Annotated in this window: 17 protein-coding genes; 10 read left to right on the forward strand and 7 right to left on the reverse strand. The window is 67.0% G+C overall.

What is annotated here, in order from left to right:
* Positions 1–27 precede the first annotated feature (27 nt).
* Positions 28–888: an MBL fold metallo-hydrolase gene (locus T31B1_RS02735; RefSeq protein WP_353247927.1), complete on the forward strand. Its 861-nt coding sequence runs from the start codon at positions 28–30 to the stop codon at positions 886–888.
* Positions 889–903: 15 nt separating this feature from the next.
* Here T31B1_RS02735 and T31B1_RS02740 read toward each other — a convergent pair whose 3' ends face one another.
* From T31B1_RS02740 to T31B1_RS02750, 3 genes are all read right to left on the reverse strand, one after another.
* The gene (locus tag T31B1_RS02740) at positions 904–2,538 is read right to left on the reverse strand and encodes a hypothetical protein (protein WP_353247928.1); all 1,635 of its coding nucleotides are present in this window, start codon (positions 2,536–2,538) and stop codon (positions 904–906) included.
* Positions 2,539–2,620: 82 nt separating this feature from the next.
* Positions 2,621–3,808, reverse strand: a complete 1,188-nt coding sequence (locus T31B1_RS02745) for an MFS transporter (RefSeq protein ID WP_353247929.1) — start codon at positions 3,806–3,808, stop codon at positions 2,621–2,623.
* Positions 3,809–3,871: 63 nt separating this feature from the next.
* On the reverse strand, positions 3,872–4,396 hold the full coding sequence (locus T31B1_RS02750) for a carboxymuconolactone decarboxylase family protein (RefSeq protein ID WP_353248729.1): 525 nt from the start codon (positions 4,394–4,396) through the stop codon (positions 3,872–3,874).
* A 365-nt stretch (positions 4,397–4,761) separates the two neighbouring features.
* Here T31B1_RS02750 and T31B1_RS02755 point away from each other — a divergent pair, with 365 nt between their 5' ends.
* The 6 genes from T31B1_RS02755 to T31B1_RS02780 all read left to right on the forward strand — a co-directional run bounded on the left by T31B1_RS02755 (position 4,762) and on the right by T31B1_RS02780 (position 10,742).
* Positions 4,762–5,211 (forward strand): YkgJ family cysteine cluster protein, encoded by a 450-nt coding sequence (locus T31B1_RS02755; protein ID WP_353247930.1) that lies wholly within the window; start codon positions 4,762–4,764, stop codon positions 5,209–5,211.
* Positions 5,208–5,969 (forward strand): DUF1223 domain-containing protein, encoded by a 762-nt coding sequence (locus tag T31B1_RS02760; protein ID WP_353247931.1) that lies wholly within the window; start codon positions 5,208–5,210, stop codon positions 5,967–5,969. Before T31B1_RS02755 ends, T31B1_RS02760 begins: the two co-directional genes overlap by 4 nt.
* Before the next feature lie 76 nt (positions 5,970–6,045).
* Positions 6,046–6,675 carry a glutathione S-transferase family protein gene (locus tag T31B1_RS02765; protein WP_353247932.1) on the forward strand — a complete coding sequence of 210 codons (630 nt, stop codon included), beginning with the start codon at positions 6,046–6,048 and terminating at the stop codon, positions 6,673–6,675.
* A 90-nt stretch (positions 6,676–6,765) separates the two neighbouring features.
* Positions 6,766–7,746: a 1-acyl-sn-glycerol-3-phosphate acyltransferase gene (locus T31B1_RS02770; RefSeq protein WP_353247933.1), complete on the forward strand. Its 981-nt coding sequence runs from the start codon at positions 6,766–6,768 to the stop codon at positions 7,744–7,746.
* 404 nt (positions 7,747–8,150) lie between these two features.
* Entirely contained in the window at positions 8,151–8,888 is a 738-nt protein-coding gene (locus tag T31B1_RS02775) for a PEP-CTERM sorting domain-containing protein (protein ID WP_353247934.1), read from the forward strand.
* A gap of 333 nt (positions 8,889–9,221) precedes the next feature.
* Complete coding sequence (locus T31B1_RS02780; protein ID WP_353247935.1) at positions 9,222–10,742, forward strand: Na+/H+ antiporter NhaC family protein; 1,521 nt, start codon at positions 9,222–9,224, stop codon at positions 10,740–10,742.
* A gap of 43 nt (positions 10,743–10,785) precedes the next feature.
* On the opposite strand, the gene T31B1_RS02785 is transcribed toward T31B1_RS02780, so the two are convergent.
* Positions 10,786–11,208, reverse strand: a complete 423-nt coding sequence (locus T31B1_RS02785) for a 3D domain-containing protein (RefSeq protein WP_353247936.1) — start codon at positions 11,206–11,208, stop codon at positions 10,786–10,788.
* Between the two features lie 515 nt (positions 11,209–11,723).
* On the opposite strand from T31B1_RS02785, the gene T31B1_RS02790 reads away from it, so the two are divergent.
* Entirely contained in the window at positions 11,724–12,311 is a 588-nt protein-coding gene (locus tag T31B1_RS02790; RefSeq protein ID WP_353247937.1) for a YqaA family protein, read from the forward strand.
* A 1-nt stretch (position 12,312) separates the two neighbouring features.
* Here T31B1_RS02790 and T31B1_RS02795 read toward each other — a convergent pair whose 3' ends face one another.
* Positions 12,313–13,248 carry a DMT family transporter gene (locus T31B1_RS02795; RefSeq protein WP_353247938.1) on the reverse strand — a complete coding sequence of 312 codons (936 nt, stop codon included), beginning with the start codon at positions 13,246–13,248 and terminating at the stop codon, positions 12,313–12,315.
* Between the two features lie 105 nt (positions 13,249–13,353).
* Between T31B1_RS02795 and T31B1_RS02800 the strand changes: the two genes are divergently transcribed.
* Together T31B1_RS02800 and T31B1_RS02805 are read left to right on the forward strand one after the other, a co-directional pair.
* Entirely contained in the window at positions 13,354–14,253 is a 900-nt protein-coding gene (locus tag T31B1_RS02800; RefSeq protein WP_353247939.1) for a LysR family transcriptional regulator, read from the forward strand.
* Between the two features lie 74 nt (positions 14,254–14,327).
* A complete protein-coding gene (locus tag T31B1_RS02805) occupies positions 14,328–15,011 on the forward strand; it encodes an NADPH-dependent F420 reductase (protein WP_353247940.1) in 684 nt (227 codons plus the stop codon).
* A 27-nt stretch (positions 15,012–15,038) separates the two neighbouring features.
* Here T31B1_RS02805 and hslO read toward each other — a convergent pair whose 3' ends face one another.
* Together hslO and T31B1_RS02815 are read right to left on the reverse strand one after the other, a co-directional pair.
* The gene (gene hslO / locus T31B1_RS02810; RefSeq protein ID WP_353247941.1) at positions 15,039–15,932 is read right to left on the reverse strand and encodes an Hsp33 family molecular chaperone HslO; all 894 of its coding nucleotides are present in this window, start codon (positions 15,930–15,932) and stop codon (positions 15,039–15,041) included.
* Between the two features lie 87 nt (positions 15,933–16,019).
* Complete coding sequence (locus tag T31B1_RS02815) at positions 16,020–17,246, reverse strand: dicarboxylate/amino acid:cation symporter (protein WP_353247942.1); 1,227 nt, start codon at positions 17,244–17,246, stop codon at positions 16,020–16,022.
* Between the last annotated feature and the right edge of the window lie 70 nt (positions 17,247–17,316).

Raw genomic sequence — 17,316 nt, forward strand, 5'->3', positions numbered from 1 at the left:
AGGCAAATAGCGCGCCAGACTTGGCCTATGTCTTTTCTCAAAGAGCCCGAACCGCAGCGTGGCGTGCTGCATCCTGCGCTGCCGGGCATTGCCCGCGTGGTCGCGGCCAATCCCAGCGTGATGACCTATCACGGCACCAACACATGGTTGGTGGAACATCCGGTGCACGGGATGACGGTCATCGATCCGGGCCCTGAGGACGATACCCATGTCGAGGATATCGTCGCCGCACTGGCCGGGCGTCCGCTGGCGCGGATCCTGCTGACCCACGCACACAGCGACCACTCCGGCGCGGTGGCCGGGCTCAGGCAGCGCACGGGCGCGCCGTGCCTGGGATTTGCCCAGGCCTGTATCGAGGATTTCGTCTGCGATCAGGCGTTGGCGGACGGCGACACGGTGGCCGGTTTTCAGGCGCTGCATACGCCCGGGCATGCCTCGGATCACCTGTGTTTCAGCTACGCGGTCGAAGGCACCGGGCCGGTCCTGTTCTCGGGCGATCACGTGATGAGTTGGTCGTCGTCGATCGTCAACCCGCCCGACGGCGACATGCTCGCCTATTACCGTTCGCTCGAGCGTGTCCTGGCGCGGACACAGGACGTGCTGTATCTGCCCGGCCATGGCCCGCTGCTGGAGCGGCCACAGGAGCTCGCGGCGTCGCTGCTGGCCTATCGCCAGAAGCGCGAGGCGTCCATTCTGGATCAGCTCGAGGCCGGTTACTCGGAGATACCGGCGATCGCCGAATCGCTGTATGCCAAGACCGACCCGCTGCTCAAGAAAGCCGCCCGCCGCAACGTGCTCGCCCACCTGCTCAAGCTCGAAGCCGAAGGCCGGGCGCGTCGCGACGGCGACCGCTGGGCGTTGGTGGCAGCGGACCGACGTACCGCCTGAGCGCAGCGGCCCGGTTCAGCGTTCGCGAAACTCGCGCCCGGTCCGGGTATCGATATAGAACATGCGGGCACGGTCGTGGCCGTAACGCACGATTCGTCCATCCGGCTCGATCCGGCTGTACAGGGCCGGTGTGATTGGCTCGCCGGTGTCGAAGTCGAGCAGGCCCAGCCGCTTGCTGTCGTGCCCGTCGCGCCGCTGCGAATACACCAACGGCCCGGTATCGAGTCGGCGTTCGACGACTCGATCGGCCGAGCGAAAACGCCATCGGCCCGCGGCAGCGTCGTAAACGCCGCTTCGGCCCTGGTGGTCTGTGCCGATATACAGGTGATCGACATCGGGCAGCGTCGAGATCCGCTGCATTGGTACCCGATGAAACACCAGGTCCGGGTCCAGTACGCCTCGCGGCGGGCTTCGATCGAAGATCACCTCACCACGGTCGGTCACCGCACGAATGCCCTTGCGCAACGTAAAGTGCGCATCCCAGCCGCTGTCCGGTGTCAGAAGCAGCGTATACAGATCGCTCGGTGCATCGTCGGGCGACCGATCGAGGGCGGCGGCGATCAGAACCCTCGACGAATGCTCGAGCCACTGCACGAACCACGCCTGTTCGGCGATTTCGGCGGCGCCGATCACCTGGCCGTCGGGCGTAGTGTAGTCGGTCAGCGTAGTGGGCAAGGGCTGCGAAAGCTCGGGAAACAGGTAGAAGCGCCCGGCGTCGTCCCGAAGCACCGGCACGTCGGTCGGGGCGTCGGCGGGCGGGCGTACGCGACCGGCACCGATGTGCACCGTCGCGCCGTCGGCGTTGGTGAACTCGATGGCCTCGGCGCGGGTGAAACGTCGTGCATCGAGCCGGCGTCCGTCGTCATTCACATGGAAATAAACGCTGCCAGACCGCTGCAGATAGCCGCGTTCGCCCAGCCGGCCGACGATATGGTCGACGCGTTTTTCCAGGCGGCCGTCGGCGCCCGGCTTGTATAGCGTGTGCCGGATGCCGACATCGCCATCCGGCCAGGCTGTGACCGCGACATCCTCGGGTACGGTTCGGTCGGGCACCCATCGGTCGTGCCAGTACTGGCGGCCGTCCGGGCCCCAGTCATCACGCGTATCGGTGCGATAGAGCACGCGCCCCGTGGCCAGGTTACGCACCGCCCATACGGCTCGCGGCACGCGGGTGACCAGCATCGGGCCGGAATGCCGGGTGCTGAGGATGTTGAACTCGGGCATCAGCCGCCAATCCCAGATACGCCACCAGGCGTTGTATTCCTGCTTGGTGATGGCCAGCGGCGCGCGCCCTGTCTCGACGAGCTCGACCACCGGATAGTCGAAGGCCAGCACCGTGTCGCCGGCCGCATCGAGCACGCCGTAGTGCGTCTCGTCGATGGCGGCCACGGCATATCCGTGCTCGCCGCGCACGGCGTCACTGAAGCGCGCCGACACGAGCGACTGGCCTTGTGCGTCGACGAAACCGTAGCGCCCGTCGGCGGCCAGCCAGGGAATCATGGCCGTCTCGGTGGCCCGGGTCGGGGCCGGCTCGGAGCAGCCCGCAATCATCATCGACACCAGCGTCGTGATCAGGATCGCGATGAGCCGGCCATGCGGGCGTGCTCGACAGGCCCCGGCGCACGGGTCAGTGAGGGTTTCGTCAGCCAAGACAGCCCAGGGTGAATAACGCGGGTAAGTCATTCTGCCAAAAGGCCGCTTCGAGGGCGTACCGGCAGGCTCGGCCCGCGGCTCATGCCGGCTGCGCCGAGGTGTCCAGCCAGCGACGGCCGACCAGGATGATCGATGCGCCCGCCGTTGCGGAGGCGGCTGCGATCAGCCAGGCCAGCGTGTACGAGCCGTGAGTGACCACGATGCCGAACACGGCCGGCCCGACCACGCCGCCGGTGCGCGCCCCCACCGATGTGATGCCGGTGGCGCGCGCTGCCTGTGTGGGGTAACGCCGCACGATCGCCAGATTGAACAGCCCGTTCCAGCCCCAGCCGGCGCCGAATGCGACGAGGATCCCGGGTATCAGCAGCATCGGCAGGGTGAGTGTGGAGGCCGCGAGCATCAGATAGGCCAACGAGCCGATGCCGAGCAGGGCGGCGACAACCGCCAGGTACGAGGAGCGGCCGCGGTCGGCATGAACGCCGATCGCCACGCGCACCACGGCCGCGGCACAGCCGCCCAGGCCGGCGATCAGGCCCGCCAGCCCGTTGTCGAGATCCGCGGCCACCACGGCCGTGACGGCAAACGCCGACAGCGCGCTGGCTGCGGCTACGCCGAAGCCGAAGCCCACGGCCAGCCAGATCAGAATCCGGACGCCGGAACGGCCGAGGCGCTCCACCCGGGGCGGGGCGGCGCGATATTCGGCCAGCGATGTTCTGGAGGCGGGCAGTGCGGCACTGATCGTGCAGGCGATTGCGGCTGCCAGAACGAAATTCCAGCGCCAGCCGATGGTCAAGGCGATGGCCGGCACCGACAGTCCCGCGACCAGCACGGCGATCGGCACCGCGGCTTGCTTGATGCCGAAGGCAAAGCCCTGGCCGGCCGGCGGAATACGCCGGACGATGAACAGATTGGTTGCCGGCTGCAGACCGGCGCTCACCGCGCCGGCCAGGGCGATGACGATGACCAGGCCGGAAAACGTCGGCGTCGCCCCGGCCAATAACAGCAGAACACCCATCAGCGCACAGCCCCAGCGCATGGCGCGGAGCGAGCCAATGGCCTCGACCAGCCGGCTCAGCGGAATCGAGGCCAGTGCCGCAAGGTAGTAGAGCGATACCACGAAACCCAGCCCGGCCGCTCCGAACCCGAGTGTGTCGCCCATCTGCAGCGCCAGGGCGGCGACCAGGAACACCGCCAACGACGAGATCACCGAGCTCGCCACCGCCGCCCAGACGTCGCGGGGCGACGGCCGCGGGGCATCGATCGGCACAGCGTGATCCGGCCCGCTCATCGCTGGCTGCCGGCGACTCCCTGGTCGGATGCTCGGCAGGGCTCAGCGAGGATCACGTGAGTCGATCGCCAGCGCCTCCAGAAACCGCGACACCATGTTGTAGGCGGCGATCACGCCGACCAGCTCCACCATGGTCGCATCGTCGAAATGATTGCGCGCATCGGCAAACACCGCCTCGGGCACCTGGACTGTCCGGGTCATGGCATCGGTGAGCGCGAGCACGGCTTGCTGCGTGTCGTCGAACAGGGGGCTGCTATGCCAGTTGTCGAGGGCGTCGAGCTGGGCCTGAGCGAGGCCCTCGGCCAGGGCGATCGGCGCGTGCTGCTCGGCTTCGTAGGCGGCCCGATTGAGCACCGCCACACGCATGATGACCAGCTCCCGGATCGCGCCGGGCAACTGGCATTGCTGGCGTATGGCCGTGAGATACCCAAGCCAGCCCGCCGTCAGTGGCGGACTGTGCAACAGCATCTGGTAGAGATGCAGTATCTCGCCGCGCTGCGCGGAAATGGCGCCGACCAGGGACTGGTCTGCCACCGCGGCGGGGTCAGCATAAGGAAGACGGGCCATGATCGATCTCCTGGGGCACTGCGCCATTGAGACACGAAGCGTACCCACTGCCGAACGGACGGCGAATGCCGTCTCGGTCCGGTCGCCGTCGATCGCGCGGCCGCGCACGGCGGCCGCGTACCCGGCCGTGCCTTGCGGCAGGGCAGGCGCCTTCGATCCGACAGGAGTCCGGTTCGCATGCAGCGGAACGCATCGAAGAGGCTCCAGCTTAACAAACAATGCCATGGCGCGTTCGCCGGCATACGGCGCGGGGTCGTGACCGATGGCGACACGGTCGACACCGGACGGGCCAGCGTCGACGGCGACGATATCCTTGAGGCACACTGGAAAACGCCGGTGAATCGCCGGATCTTGCGGGGTTCGTCATGCATCCTTGTCTGAGCTGTGGCGCTTGTTGTTCGGCCTATCGCGTGGCATTTCACTGGCTGGAGAGCGCGGATTGCGACAACGGCGTGCCGGTGCACCTGACCGAGCCGCTGGATCGACACCGACTGGTGATGCGCGGCACCCGGTCGATGCCCGGTCGCTGCACGGCGCTGGATGCGAACATCGGCCGACGAGCACGCTGCACGATCTATGAACGCCGGCCCAGCGTCTGTCGCGACGTCTCCGCCGCCTGGGAGAACGGGCGACCGAGTCCGCAGTGCGAGCGGGCCCGTATCGCCCACGGGCTGGTCCCGCTCACGCCGAACGACTGGCCATGGCCGCGCCGGGCCGTGTCCGACGCCCAGTTGCTCGACGCGCTCGAACCCCCGCCGGGCGGCCGCTCGTGGCCGCCTGAGCACGGTGCCATGGGCACGGACTGCGTACGATGAACGCGAGCCGCGGATGGGGCTTGATACTCTGGGTACTCGGCGTTGTCGCCACGCCGGCGATAGCCGATACGCGCCAGCCGGTGGTGCTCGAACTGTTCACGTCCAACAGTTGTGCGCAGTGCCCGGCGGCCAACGACTTCATGCGCGAGCTACAGCGCGCGCCGCCGCCGGGCATCGAACTGATACTGCTGTCCGAGCATGTCGACTACTGGAACCCCTACGGCTGGATCGACCGGTACGCCCGTGCCCGCTATACCGAGCGACAGCAGATGTATGGCTGGGACAATTTCCAGGGCAAGGTCTATACCCCGCAGCTGATCATCGACGGCCGGCGCTCGACCGTGGGTAGTTGGAAAGACGCCGTGCGCGAGGAGATCCAGGCTATGGCCGGCCAGGCCGACCGGCCCGTGTCGATCGAACTCGTGGCAAACGGCAGCGAGCGTCTGAGCGTCGATGTGGGCTTTACGCACGCGCCTTCCGATAACGCCGCCGAAATCTGGGTGGCGCTGATCCAGAACGACGTGGTGTCGGTCATCGGCGCGGGCGAGAACGCCGGCCGCACGCTTCATGAGGATGGACTCGTGCATGCGCTCGTGCGAGCGCAGCCCGGGGCGGGCGTCGACGGCGCTGTGCCGCAGTTCAACGCGTCCGTGAACCTGCCGCCGGGCGTGGCTCGGAAAGACCTGGCGGTGGTTGCCTTTGCCCAGCGCACGGACAGCCATGCCGTCGTCGGCGCCGCGCGGCGGCCCTTGCCCTAGCCGCCCGCCCGGCTGGTTGACGGCGTGCCCGTGCAGGCTCATAACCGGTGTATTGATGGTTCAGCGGACGAAGGTCATGGCCGAACTGACGTTCTATACCAATCCCATGTCGCGCGGGCGGATCGTGCGCTGGATGCTCGAGGAGACCGGCGTCGAATACGCTACCGAACCGCTCGACTATGCGGGTTCGATGAAAGCCGCGCCCTACCGGGCGATCAACCCGATGGGCAAGGTGCCAGCCATCCGTCACGGTCAGCGGGTGGTGACCGAAAGTGCGGCGATCTGCGCGTATCTGGCCGATGTCTTTCCGCAGGCAGAGCTCGCGCCCTCCGCCGGCGAACGCGCGGCCTACTATCGCTGGCTCTTCTTTGCCGCCGGGCCGCTGGAACAGGCCATGACCCATCACGCATTAGGCTTTACGCCCTCGGAGGAGCAATCGCGCATGCTCGGCTACGGCACCCACGAACTGACGACGGAGGTGCTCGCCGATGCGCTGAACGGCCAGTCGTATCTCGCAGGCGACCGGTTCACGGCTGTCGACGTCTATGCGGGCTCGCAGGTGATATGGGGGCTTCGAACCGGCACCCTCGTCGATCAGCCGGCCTTCACCGCCTATGCGGACCGGCTCTCTGCTCGTGACGCCTTTCAGCGCGCCAGCCGTATCGACGATGCCCTGCTCGACCGTGCCGAACCGCCACCGACGTGAGTCCGGCGGGCCGCCACTGCCGTGTTCGTGCCGATCAATGGCCGGTCCGCAGATCCCGGCCATGATGCCGGGCCACCGCTGGATCCATGAATGATGGAGCCAGACCGTGGCGAGTGCCGTGCCGAGCCGTGGCACCCGAACACCCGAGAAACAGCCGACGCACACGGGCACCGGGCGCAGGCGATTGCACTCGAACAGCGCGCGGGTGCCGATGAGATCCTCACTGCCTGTCTGGCCGAGGCGGTCGAAGCCTTCGGCTGGGCCGGGGCCGGGTTTGGCCTTCGCCGGCGTCTGCTTGGCGTATGGCTGCGCGAGCCCGTCCAGCGCGTGGCTGCGCTGCTCCAAGCCTGTGATCGGCTGGCCGCGCTGGACGGTCTGAGGCGTGCCGGCGCATACGCGGTCGGCGAGCTGGCCGCCCAGGTGCAGGTGAGCGGCCGCCATCGGTTGCCGGTCAACGGCCCGTTGCTGCTGGTGTCCAATCACCCCGGGCTGGCCGATGCCGTCGCACTGTTCGCGCAACTGCCGCGCAATGATCTGAAGGTCATCGCGGCGCCACGGCCGCTATTGACCGCGCTGCCGGGGCTGGCGCGGCATCTGCTGCTGCTCCACGATCGGCCGGCCGCGCGTACGGCCGTGGTGCGACAGGCAGTCCGCCATCTGCGCGGCGGCGGGTCGTTGTTGTGCTACCCCGGTGGCTGTATCGAACCCGATCCGGCCTGCGGAAGCCAGGCAGACGCGGCCTTGTCGCATTGGTCGGCGAGTATCGACACCTTCGCCCGCCGGGTGCCGGGGTTGACGATCGTCCCGGTCGCGGTCAGCGGGGTGGTGTCGCCGTCCGCACGGGCCCATCCGCTGACCCGTCTGCGGCGGCGCCCGGCCGGGCGCGCCTGGCTGGCCGCCACGCTGCAGATGCTACGGCGACAGCCGGCCGACGTACGTGTACAGGTCGCGTTCGGCCGGCCGATTCATCGTGCCGCATGGCCGGCCGGCCACTCTGCACGCGCGGACGTGCTGGAAGAGATGCAGAGGCTGTTCACGCGCCAGAGACGCCCCGCGGCTGCGCGACCCTGACCCCCTCGCTGGCACAAGCGGTCCATGGGCGCTGCATCTGTCGGCTAAGCTTACACAATCGTCGACGACGCCCTGATGGCAACCGATCGCGTGAGACGTCGGCTTCCAGCAAGCGCTTGAAGCCGCACGAGTATTGGCTTTCCGGCCGACAGAGCGTGCCTGCGGCATGGCCGGTCATCACGTCGATGGGTGACCGTCTTGCCGGAAAACCTTACACATATGCGCCCGCGGTGTCGGTTCCCGCGGCCTCAGCCCTGCCGAAGGCTTGCAAAGCCTTGCCGGCTCATGTATGGCCCGCTCCTTGCTTCCCGGATAGACGAGAACGTTTGCTGGGAAAGCGCGTTCGGCTGATGTGAATGGAAGGATTGTGTGCGTATGGGATGACTTTTACAGGTAATAAGATCATGAAACTCAAACAGGCATTATTGGGCGGTGCCGTTCTGGCGCTTTCCGGGCTGACCAGTACCGCATTCGCCGCGGTGACACTGACCTTCGACGATACCGGCCCCCGCACGGGCGGCACGGTGAGCTACGACGGTGCCGGCGGTGCGCTGATCGGCACCAACGTCGGCTTCAGCAGCATCCAGTTCGACGGGGGCACGGCGCCTAACGAGAGCTCGCTGGTCTGCAGTAGCTGTCTTTTGAACTTCACGACCGGCAGCAACCTCTCCGAGCCTGCGGGTAGCAACATGAGCTACACGTTCGGCGACGGTGGTTCGTTTACGCTGAGCGGCCAGGCCGTGGATTCGATGGGCACGGTGATCGTCGACGGCGTGCTGTTGAGCGGCACGTTCAGTGGTCAGCCGACGGCGACCAAGCAGAACATCGTCAATCCGAACACGCCGCCGGCGACGATCAACATCAACGGCTTCGGCACGGATACGAAGAACCCCGATCTGCTGGCCTACTTCGGTATCGATCCGGCCACGTCGTTCATCTTCGCCAGCACCCAGATCGCACTGGGCACGACCACGTTCGACACGGCGACCGGCGCTTTCAGCGGTACGGTCAATCAGGCAGACCTGATCAACAGCGGTTCGTTGACCGCGGTACCCGAGCCGAGCGAACTGGCCATGATGGGCTTCGGCGTGGCGCTGCTGCTCGCAGGCATCGGCATTCGCCGCAGACAGTCCTCGCTGTAAAGCCGGGCGGATACAAAACCGCAATCGGGCATCCACAAGCCGCGACGCGGTTGGCTGAAAACTTCACGGCATCGCCTTCAAGGCGGTGCCGTTTTCGTTTGCGGGGCCCGTTGAGCGCGCGTGTCAGTCCTCGGCCGGCGCATCAATCTGCGCAAATCGATGCAGGCACCACGCATCGCCCCGCGCCGACGAAATCGCCACGAGCCGCGCTGCGACGGCGTCTGCACGGCGCGGCCTCATGGCAGCGGCTTTCGATCGTCCAACCGAGCGTATTAGCCTCGCCCTATCAATTGAGCTTGGGGGCGCCGGCATCGAAATGCGGCGTATCGTGCGATGGATCTGATCATTTCCCTGACGCCGCCGCTGGCGGCCGTGGTACTGGCCCTGGCGACACGCCGGGTGAACCTGTCGTTGTTCGCCAGCATCTGGATCGGTGCCTGGTTCGTCGCCGGCGACCCGATCTCCGCGGTCGGTCAGACCTTCGACTGGTTCGCCGACGTAATGACCGACGAGTGGAACGCTCGATTTCTGGTGCTGGTATCGCTGCTGGGTGCCGGGGCTGCGTTCATGTATCGCACTGGCGGCTCGCATGCGGTTTCGCGCTGGCTGGCCGCGCGCGTGGCCAGCGGACGCAGCTCGCAGCTGCTGACCTGGCTGCTGGGGTTGATCATCTTCTTCAACGATTACGTCAATTCGGTGATCGTGGGCAACGCCACGCGCGATCTGACCGCGCGCCATCGCGTATCGCGAGAGAAACTCGCCTATCTGCTGGATTCGACGTCCGCCCCCATGGCCACGCTCGGCCCGGTCTCGGACTGGATCGGTTACCAGGTGTCGCTGATCGCGGCCGCCTTCACGACCCTGAGTCTGACCACGGAAAAGCCGTATCTGGCGTTTCTGCAGTCGATTCCTTGGAATTTCTATGCCCTGCTGTGTCTGCTTGCGGTGCCGACGATCATCATGTGCGGCGACTTCGGGCCCATGCGCACGGCCGAGAAACGTGCGCGACAGACCGGCGACCTGGTTGCGCCCGGCGATACGCCGTTATCCAGCGTCGAGGACGATCTCGGCGAACCCGATACCGAGCGCGGCCGGTTGTGGCATTTCATCCTGCCGCTGATCGTACTGCTCGGCGTGGCCTGCTGGGCGCTCTGGTATACCGGCGGCGGCGCCGAGGGTAAACCGTTGATGGACGCGCTCGCCGATACCGATGTCAGCGTGGCCCTGAGCTGGGCGGCGTTTGCCATGGTGGTGACCGCCATGGGCCTGTCGCTGGCCCAGCGCCATACCCTGGAAGATTGCGAACAGACCCTGCTGGCCGGTTTTCGCACCATGCTGCCCGCACTCGTGATCATGGTACTGGCGTGGACCATCGGTACGGTCACCGGCGCGCTGGACACGGGCGATCACGTCATCGCCGCGACCCGAGACTGGCTTTCGCCCGGCCTGTTGCCGATGCTGATCTTCGCGATCGGCATGGTGATCTCGTTTGCCACGGGCAGCTCCTGGGGCGCCATGGCCATTCTCACCCCGGTGGCTGTGCCGCTGGCCTACAACGTGGGCGATCTGGGCCTGGTGCACATGGCTATTGGTGCCATCTTTTCGGGCTCGATCTTCGGCGATCACTGCTCGCCGATCTCGGACACCACGGTGATGTCGTCGATCTTCGCCGGCTCGGACCATATCGCCCACGTCCGTACGCAAATTCCCTATGCCATGGTGCCCGCGGCGGTCAGTGCACTGCTTTATCTCGCCTCGATGGGCGTGGATTCGCCATGGCTTCTGCTTGCCGCCGGCGCACTGTTGCAGACTGGGGTGATCTGGACGCTCGGCCGCATGGGCGCCCGGGACTGACCGGGCGGGCGTATTCGGCCATGGCAGGTGCGCCTGGCCGGATCTAACGCGTAGGCAGGTAGCGAATGGTGACGGTCTGTCGCCCCCATTCGAGAGCGCGTTTCTTGCGCGCGAACAGGATATCGATCTTGTCGCGCCAGCGCCGGTGCATCTTGTCGCGCACGGTATAGACGCCCGGCAGCCCCTCGACACGAATCTTGGTGCCGTAACTCAAGCCCTTGCGCAGCAAATCGCGCGACACGGCAATGGCTTTCGAGGTTGGCTCCAGCAGGTCGCCGAAGGCCGTCAACCCCACATTGCCTCGCTTGGTCTCGTCTTCGGCCAGCGTGAACGACGTGGCGGTGACCTCCATGGTCTGCCAGCCGCGCGGTTCGCGCGCCCCGGCATCCGCGGGGTGCCAGAGAGCCGCCAGGAGCATCAGCATGGCGGGATAGAAAATGGTGGGCTGACGGACGGCGTGGTGCATGAGCGATCGAATGGGTTCGAGCCAGGCGCCGGCGCGTAACCGACACACCGTCGCCGAACGCGACGGATTTCTCCGTCATATAACCATCAATGGCAGGGGTCTGCCCAGTTGCGCGGACAGCACAGGGTCCGGCGCAGATCCGGGGGCCGGGGTTATCGGCACAATCCCGATCGGGGCCGACGGTATGGCTGGCGCGCCAGCCCTATGAACTGGCTCGATTATTTGTCGTCGGTTCGGTTCCTGCCGGGCGTCGGGGTTCGGCTGGGTGCAGCGGACGCGCGCGGTCGCTCGCCACGCATTCGGGTTCGAAATCGCCTGCCGGCCCGCCCACGGTAGGCGCCATCGGCTGCGGCCGCGCGCATCCCGGCATGGGCCGGATGCCGCAGGCCTTGCAGGTGGTGGCGCAAGCGGTCCGCGATGCGAATGGCCGATGAACTCGCGCGAGTCAGCGGCCACGGGGCACCGTACACTGACGGCCCCGCCCTCCGAGGGCTTTATCTTCGGGATTTTCCGGCATGCATCGCGTCAATGAGTGGACCCGCCGTCTCAACGACTCTCGCCACGGTCTCTGGCTGATCGGTGTGGCGTCGTTCGCCGAGACATTGATCGTGCCGATTCCAATCGAGTTGGTGCTGGTGCCCTATATGCTCGCCAATCGTCGCCGGGTGTGGCTGATTGCCGCCAGCACCACCGCAGGCTGTCTGCTGGGCGCGCTGGTCGGCTACGGATTCGGAGCGCTCTTGTTCAATTCGCTCGGCCAGTGGCTGATCGAGGCCTTCAACTGGCAGGCGCCGTATCAACATTTCTCTGCTCAGTTCGACGCGCATGGCTTCTGGGCGATCGTGTCGATCGGCGTGACGCCGGTGCCGTTCCAGATCGCAATGCTCGTGGCCGGCGTCGCCGGTTATCCGCTCGTGTTGTTCGTGCTGGCCTCCGGCATTGCCCGTGGCGTGCGCTATTTCGGCCTGGCGCTGCTTGTGGTGCTGTTCGGTCAACGTGCGCTCGACCTGTGGCAGAACCACTCCAAACGCGTAGGCGTCGGGCTGCTGGTGGCGATCGTTCTCGTATATGTTGCGCTGCAGTACGCGCCCGGCAGCGCCTGATTCAGCCGTGTACCGGTGATCGCGCGGCCCACAGCCCGCCGGCTACGATCAGGGCGATGCCCAGCACGCCGGTGAATGACGGCGGCGTGCCGAACAGCAGCAGGCTCCAGAGCCCGGAAAAAGCCAGATAACTGTAGTCTCCCGCGGCGACGACCGGGGCCGGGCCGATCTGATAGGCGCGTGCCATGGCCGTATTGGCCACGATCATGAGCGCGGCCAGTCCGGCGACGATCGACCCCATCCGGGGCCAGTCGGCCGCAGCCACGGGTCGCCAGGCCGCCAGTACGAATTCCGCACTGGCGCCGGCGGCGTGGGCAGGCCAGAGCGAGAACACGGTCAGGCCGGCTATCCCGGCGAGCAGGAACGCCGTATTCAGCCCAAGCGACAGTACCAGCGGTGATTCGGCCTCGCAGCGCGTTGCCGTGATCCATGCCGCCAGGGCGTAACAGAGCGCCCCAGCCAGAGGCAGAGCCAGCAGTTGCCAGGTCCCGGACATGCCCGGGCCGAGTAGCAGGAGCGTGCCGACGAAACCCAGACCCACCGCGCCGATCTGGGCGCGTGCCAGGCGTCTGCCCGGCACCAGTGCCGAGGCCAGCACGATCCATAGCGGCGCGGTATACAGGGCTGCCGATACCGTCGGCATGGGCAGACCGGTCAGCGCAATATAGACCGCCAGCCACATTGCCATCAGCAACAGACTGCGGAGCGCAACCCATGACCAGCGCTTGGGCAGGATATCGACGGCCCGCTTCGGCGCGATCAGCAGTACGAGTACGGGCAGGGCGATCAGCGAGCGCAGGAACACCAGTTGCCATACGCTGAGATGCGCGCCCACGATCTTGATCAGGCCGTCGCCCAGGGCCAGCGCAAACGCCGCCAGCACGATATAACCGACGCCACCGAGCAATGGTCGGCGTGTTGCGATCATGACCGCCATGCGAAGGTCCTCGGAGCTTGTCATCGTCGTGCATGATCGACCGAGCGGCGGTCCCGGTCACACGATGACTGCGTCGTTTCGCATAATCTCAGGTAATGTAAAGCCATGAGCCGTCTTCGCCGAGCCCTGCCACCGCTGGCCAGCCTGCTGCCCTTCGAAGCCGCCGCCCGTCACGAAAGCTTCACCCGCGCCGCCGCGGAGCTGCATCTGACCCAGGCGGCGGTCAGCCGCCAGATCCGCGCACTGGAAACCGATCTGGGGGTGTCGCTGTTCGTTCGCGGCCACCGAGCGGTCGCACTCACCGACGCCGGCTGGCGGCTGGCACGCGCGGTCAGCGGCGGGCTGGAATCGATCGCCACGGCGGCCGAACGTCTGCGCGCGGCGCGCGCGAGCGACGATATCGTGCTGCTGGCCGAAATCCATGTCGCCATGCACTGGCTGATTCCGAGGCTGCCCGCGTTTCATGCCGAGTATCCGGAGATCCGACTGCGGGTGAACGCCTCCACCCAGCCGCTGGCGCATACCGATGCGGTGTTCGATATCGCACTGCAGAGCACCGCCCGCCCGGCCGGCGTCTTTCAGGCGATGTTCTCGGTGCCCGATGCGGTGTTTCCGGTCTGCAGCCCCACGGTCGCTGGACAGGGCACGTTGACCGCCGCCGATCTGGGCGATTATCCGTTGCTGCACTGTCGTGACGATCCTCAGGACGGCTGGTTGAGCTGGGACGACTGGCTGGCGGCAGTAGGTGCGGGGGTCAGCGCGCCCGCCGGGGCCACCTTCGACAACTATTCGGTCGTGCTTCAGGCCGCGGTGCTCGGCCAGGGGATCGGGCTTGGCTGGCAGCGCGGACTGACCCATCTGCTGGCCACCGGACAGCTGGTGCGGCCGTTGCGCCAGCGTCTGGATCTGCCCACCGGGTTGTCGGTCTATGTCGCCGACCCGCAGGCCGTGGAGACACGCCGCCGCACCGTGCTCGCCTGGCTGCAGAGCCAGATGCAGGGCTGAATCCGGCCCGGCTCGCAGCGGCGCCTGCACACCCACGTGCTATGTTCGGTTCAGCACGTCAGCCGGCACCGACCATGCGCGATCTCAAATGTCCTGGGCGATCATTCGTTCACCGGGGGGTGATCGCCCAGGTGTTTGCCGCTTTGCTCGTGCTGGCCGTCGGCTCGGCGAGCGCGGTCGAGCCGACGGCGGCCACGGACAAGCCGACGATCGCGATCGTCGGTGCCGGCAGTATGGGCCAGGCGCTCGGCCGGCTCTGGGCGGCCGACGGTTACCCGGTGATCTATGCGACACGTCATCCGGACGAACTCGACGCCGTGCTCGAGCGTACCGGGCACGGCGCGAAGGCAGCCAGCGTGGCCGAAGCCGTCGAACAGGCAGGCGTGATCACCCTGGCAGTGCCCTATGCCGCCGAGCCGGGCCTGGCCCGGGCGCACGGTCGGGCCATGCGCGGCAAAGTGCTCATCGATGTCGACAACGCGTTCGTCCATCGCGACGGCGAGGTGGCCGAAAAAGCCGAGGCGATGGGCGAAGCGCTTTACTCGGCCGGCCTGTTCGAAGGTACGCGGTTCGTTCGTGCCTTCAATCTGGTCAGCGCGTCCCGGTTCCCCGCGCCCGACGGAACCGGCCATCAGGTCTTCGACGTGCCGTATACCACCAACGACGACAGCACACGGCCCTTGGCCGAGGCGCTGATCGAGGCGGCCGGCGGCCGGGCGGTGTATGAAGGCGGGCTGGACAACGCACGCGAATACTGAGCCGCGCGACCGGTGCCCGAGGGCCGGTCAGTGCATGGTCGCCGGCGGCGCATCCGGGTCGTCGATGAGCTTCTCCACGTCGGCGGCACTGAAGACATACTGCGTGTTGCAGAAATGACACTGGGTCTCGATCTGACCCTGCTCGGCGACGATGTCGCGCAGTTCGGCCGCGCCCAGCTGATGCAGCGCCGCGCCGAAGCGCTCGCGGGTACAGGTGCAGGAGAACACCACCGGCGCCGGCTCGAACACACGCGCCTGCTCTTCGTGAAAGAGTCGGTGCAGCACAGTCGGCGCATCGAGCTCGGTCAGTTCGGCGGCGGTGATGGTATCGGCCAGGTGATTGATCCGGTCCCAGGCGTCGGGATCGGCGGCGTCGCTTTCGCCGGGCAGTTTCTGCAGTAGCAGGCCGGAAGCCCGTTCGGCGCCAGCGGCCAGCCATAGCCGTGTCGGCAACTGTTCGGAGCGCTCGAAGTATTGCTCCAGACAGCCGGCGATGGTCGGTTTGTCGAGCTCGACGATGCCCTGATAGCGCTGGCCTTCGGCCGGATCCAGGGTAATCACCACACGGCCTTCACCCGTCAGCGCGGTCAGGGAATCGTGGTCGAGCCCGGCCAGGCTGTCCTCGTCGAAGCGCGCGATGCCGCGCAGCCGCTGGGCATGTTCACCCCGGCCGGGGTTGGATTCGGCCATCAGCAATCGCAGCGCGCCGGTGCCCCGCAGTTCGATACTGACAATGCCGTCGAGCTTGATGGTCGCGGTCAGCAGCGCGCACGCGGCCAGCAGTTCGCCCAGCAGCCGTTCGATGGCCGGCGGGTAGGACTGGCGCGAGAGCACGTCCTGATAGGTCCGGTCCAGCTGGGCGATCTCGCCGCGCACGGCCGTATCGTCGAACAGGAATCGTTGCAGTTGATCTGAAGCCATGGCGCCACTCGCTCCCGGGGTATGTCCCATGAAATGGCCGCGACCGGGGCGGATTCAAGTCCCGCGACCGTGCCGCCGGCGGGTCGGTCAGCGCGGCGGCTCGGGGGTCAATCGTTCGACAAGCCGGGCGCCGACCAGATCGCCGGTCACGTTGAGCGCGGTTGCGCCCATGCCGACCAGCGCGTCGATCGAGGCCAGCAGCGCGACGGTTTCGATCGGCAGGCCCACCTGTTCGAACACGGTCGCGATCATCACGATACCGGCACCGGGCACGCCGGCCGTGCCCACCGAGATCAGCGTGCCGACGAGCACGATCTCGGCGGCCTGGCTCCAGCCGAGCGACAGGCCGACCACGTTGGCCGCGAACACCGCTGATACCGCAATACGCACGGCGGCGCCGTCCATGTTCACGGTCGCGCCCAACGGCAGCGCCACGCCCCGTATGGACCGCCGGACCCCCATGCGCTCGGCCGCGGCCAGCGTGACCGGCAGCGTGCCGCTGCTGCTCTGGGTGGCGAATGCCGTGGCCATCGCACTGCGTGCAGCCGAGTAAAACCGCAGCGGCGCGAGTCCGGCGGCCAGCAGCAGCACGGTATAGAAGACCAGCTGCCCGGCCAGGCCAAGATAGAGTACCCCGACCATGGAGGCCAGCGAGGTCAAGGCTTCGCCGCCCTGTTCGGCGACCGTGTGCGCGACGATGGCCAGAATGCCCAGCGGCAGGATTTCGAGCACCCAGCCCATGATGCGCAGGGTGGCGCTTTCCAGCCCGGCGACCGCCCGGTAGAGTGTTTCGCCCGGCCCGGACGGGTCGTTTTCCGCGGCGCGCGTGAACGCGATCGCAACGCCGAAGACAATGGCGGTGAACAGAACCGCCAGCATGTCGAGCTGGGCGAAGGCCGCCACGATGTTGTCGGGCACGATGGAGGTCAGTACGTCCGCGGCCCCGGGGTGCGATGGCACCTCTACCGGGCCGGCACTGTCCGGGGACAGCCCACGGCCGGGCTGGAAGAGCTGGGCCACGCTCAGGCCCACGATCATGGCGATGGCGGTCGTGGCGAGATAATAGAGCGCCAGCAGCGCGCCAGTGCGTCCCAGACGCGCCAGGCCGCTCTGATTGATGCCCACGATGACGGTCGTGACCACGATGGGCAGGATCAGAAACCGCAGCAGGCGCAGCACCACATCGCCGATCGGCGCCAGTCCGTCGGCGATCGCCTCGGGCAGCCACAGGCCGGCGACGACGCCGAGCACGAGCGCCATGCTGATCTTGGAGATCAGCGAAACACGAACGTAACGGGCGAACAGGGCTGACATGCGTTCGACACGGCGGATGATGCGGTTACTGTGGCACACTTCGCGGCCTTTTCCGGCCGCCGCGGTATCA

The organism is Salinisphaera sp. T31B1 (assembly GCF_040361275.1).
Lineage (GTDB): Bacteria > Pseudomonadota > Gammaproteobacteria > Nevskiales > Salinisphaeraceae > Salinisphaera.

Excerpts from the sequence above, each read along its gene's own strand:
- T31B1_RS02795 (WP_353247938.1), bottom strand. The coding sequence starts at position 13,248 with ATGGCGGTCATGATCGCAACACGCCGACCATTGCTCGGTGGCGTCGGT.
- T31B1_RS02760 (WP_353247931.1), top strand. The coding sequence starts at position 5,208 with ATGAACGCGAGCCGCGGATGGGGCTTGATACTCTGGGTACTCGGCGTT.
- hslO (WP_353247941.1), bottom strand. The coding sequence starts at position 15,932 with ATGGCTTCAGATCAACTGCAACGATTCCTGTTCGACGATACGGCCGTG.
- T31B1_RS02755 (WP_353247930.1), top strand. The coding sequence starts at position 4,762 with ATGCATCCTTGTCTGAGCTGTGGCGCTTGTTGTTCGGCCTATCGCGTG.
- T31B1_RS02770 (WP_353247933.1), top strand. The coding sequence starts at position 6,766 with ATGATGGAGCCAGACCGTGGCGAGTGCCGTGCCGAGCCGTGGCACCCG.
- T31B1_RS02805 (WP_353247940.1), top strand. The coding sequence starts at position 14,328 with ATGCGCGATCTCAAATGTCCTGGGCGATCATTCGTTCACCGGGGGGTG.
- T31B1_RS02735 (WP_353247927.1), top strand. The coding sequence starts at position 28 with ATGTCTTTTCTCAAAGAGCCCGAACCGCAGCGTGGCGTGCTGCATCCT.
- T31B1_RS02750 (WP_353248729.1), bottom strand. The coding sequence starts at position 4,396 with ATGGCCCGTCTTCCTTATGCTGACCCCGCCGCGGTGGCAGACCAGTCC.
- T31B1_RS02765 (WP_353247932.1), top strand. The coding sequence starts at position 6,046 with ATGGCCGAACTGACGTTCTATACCAATCCCATGTCGCGCGGGCGGATC.
- T31B1_RS02815 (WP_353247942.1), bottom strand. The coding sequence starts at position 17,246 with ATGTCAGCCCTGTTCGCCCGTTACGTTCGTGTTTCGCTGATCTCCAAG.
- T31B1_RS02785 (WP_353247936.1), bottom strand. The coding sequence starts at position 11,208 with ATGCACCACGCCGTCCGTCAGCCCACCATTTTCTATCCCGCCATGCTG.
- T31B1_RS02780 (WP_353247935.1), top strand. The coding sequence starts at position 9,222 with ATGGATCTGATCATTTCCCTGACGCCGCCGCTGGCGGCCGTGGTACTG.
- T31B1_RS02790 (WP_353247937.1), top strand. The coding sequence starts at position 11,724 with ATGCATCGCGTCAATGAGTGGACCCGCCGTCTCAACGACTCTCGCCAC.
- T31B1_RS02800 (WP_353247939.1), top strand. The coding sequence starts at position 13,354 with ATGAGCCGTCTTCGCCGAGCCCTGCCACCGCTGGCCAGCCTGCTGCCC.
- T31B1_RS02775 (WP_353247934.1), top strand. The coding sequence starts at position 8,151 with ATGAAACTCAAACAGGCATTATTGGGCGGTGCCGTTCTGGCGCTTTCC.